The 1,589-nt window shown below is 55.8% G+C and carries 1 protein-coding gene; it reads right to left on the bottom strand.

What is annotated here, in order from left to right; translation table 11 throughout:
* Positions 1–461 precede the first annotated feature (461 nt).
* The gene (locus MWU64_RS15320; protein WP_247065342.1) at positions 462–1,505 is read right to left on the bottom strand and encodes an IS110 family transposase; all 1,044 of its coding nucleotides are present in this window, start codon (positions 1,503–1,505) and stop codon (positions 462–464) included.
* Between the last annotated feature and the right edge of the window lie 84 nt (positions 1,506–1,589).

Consider the following 1,589-nt stretch of genomic DNA (forward strand, 5'->3'; position numbering starts at 1 on the left):
CATATGAGCCTTCTCGTAATCAATAGGCAATAGTGATTTTTTTGGCCGCGCCAGCGGCCAACCTAAACCCATGAGCGAGAACGCCTGCTTCGTCAGTCTCGCGGAGCTGTCAGGCACTTACAGCAAACACATATAGGGGCTCTCTTACGTGGCTTTAGACCACAGCCTGACCGGTTGTTCCATCGGTGGGTCAGGGGCACCAGACATTCATCGGTTAACCGGCCACTGGCACTATTCAAGGATCTGGCTGCGTAGCTCCAGTTAGCGTCAGGCTCAGGGCCGGTGTAAGCGCACTGGCTCATGGCATTAAGGCACGCCCACGGGGCGGCTAATCAAGGCGACTGGCTTCAACGACGGTGATAGAAAGCCGGTTCGGTATCAGGTACCAGTCAGCAGACACCCGGCTTTCAGTTATCATCCTGTTTGATCCAGTTAGACGTCATGCTCACCCCGTGGCGTGACTAACCCTTTAGGAATCGTTGTTCATCGAACACCCTCTGATGCTTGAGCATGAAGTAGGCGGCCCGGCCGAGCTTGTGGGCCAGCGCGGACAGCGCCTTGGGTTTGTTCATGCGTTTCTGGAGTTTCTGCAGGTAGCGCTGTGCTTTGTCATTGCCCCGCAGGTACAGCACCGCTGCTTCTGAGAAGGCCCACTTCAGGTGGGCGTTGCCGATCTTGTTGCCCTGAGTGCCGTAGACTTTCCCAGCAGACTCGGCTTTGCACTTGATGAGCCGGGCGTAAGAAGCAAATTTCTGCACCGTCTCAAATCGCTGGATGTCGCCGATTTCGTAGAGCATCGTCAGGGCTAGAATGCGGCCTACGCCAGGAATGGTTCGCAAGACACTCAGGGAGGTAGGGTCGTGTTGTTTGGCCTGCCGTTCGAGGTGTTCTTCCAGCTTGCTGAGTTCCCGGTGATAGCACTCGATGATGGCCAGGTCGAGATCGATGTTGTGTTGAACATCCCGGTCGACAAACGTCGCCCGGACTTGTTCCCGGGCCCCGACGTTCTTTAGATTTACCTTATTGGGCGGCAGGTTGTATTGGCTGGTGGTATTCACCACATGGGCCTTGAGCATGGCCCCGTGCTGGACGATGCGGGTGCGTCTGCGAAGCAGGTCCCGGGTTGCTCGCATCTCCTTGGGATACACGTAGGCCAGCGGGAAGTTGCCGCCCTTCATGAGCATGGCGATTTTGAAGGAATCGATGCGGTCATTCTTGGTTTTACCCCCGTGAATGGCCTTCATATACAGGGCGTGGCCCAGGATAAAGTGGATGCCGTGTTCTTTACACAGATCCGAGATCCAGTACCAGCAGTGCATGCATTCAACACCGACCACAAGGTCATCTCGAAAGGGTTCGAGTAGTGCCAGTAGCGGTTCCGGTCGGGCCTTGATCTCTTTGTGCAACAGCACCTCGCCTTGCTGGTCGAGGATGCAAACGTACAGGCTGCGGGCGTGCAGGTCGATTCCACAATAGTGACGGTGAGTGCTATGGTAAAAGTTCATGAGTCTTCTCCCTTGTAGTGCTTGGTCGCCTTCCAGCTTAGCGGGTAACCGCCGGGCTGGGGAGAAGGCTCAATCAGTATCAAG

It is taken from the genome of Marinobacter sp. S0848L, assembly GCF_023016065.1.
In the GTDB taxonomy this organism is placed as follows: domain Bacteria; phylum Pseudomonadota; class Gammaproteobacteria; order Pseudomonadales; family Oleiphilaceae; genus Marinobacter.

Bases quoted from the DNA above. Each gene is read 5' to 3' on its own strand.
- MWU64_RS15320 (WP_247065342.1), bottom strand. From the start codon at position 1,505: ATGAACTTTTACCATAGCACTCACCGTCACTATTGTGGAATCGACCTG.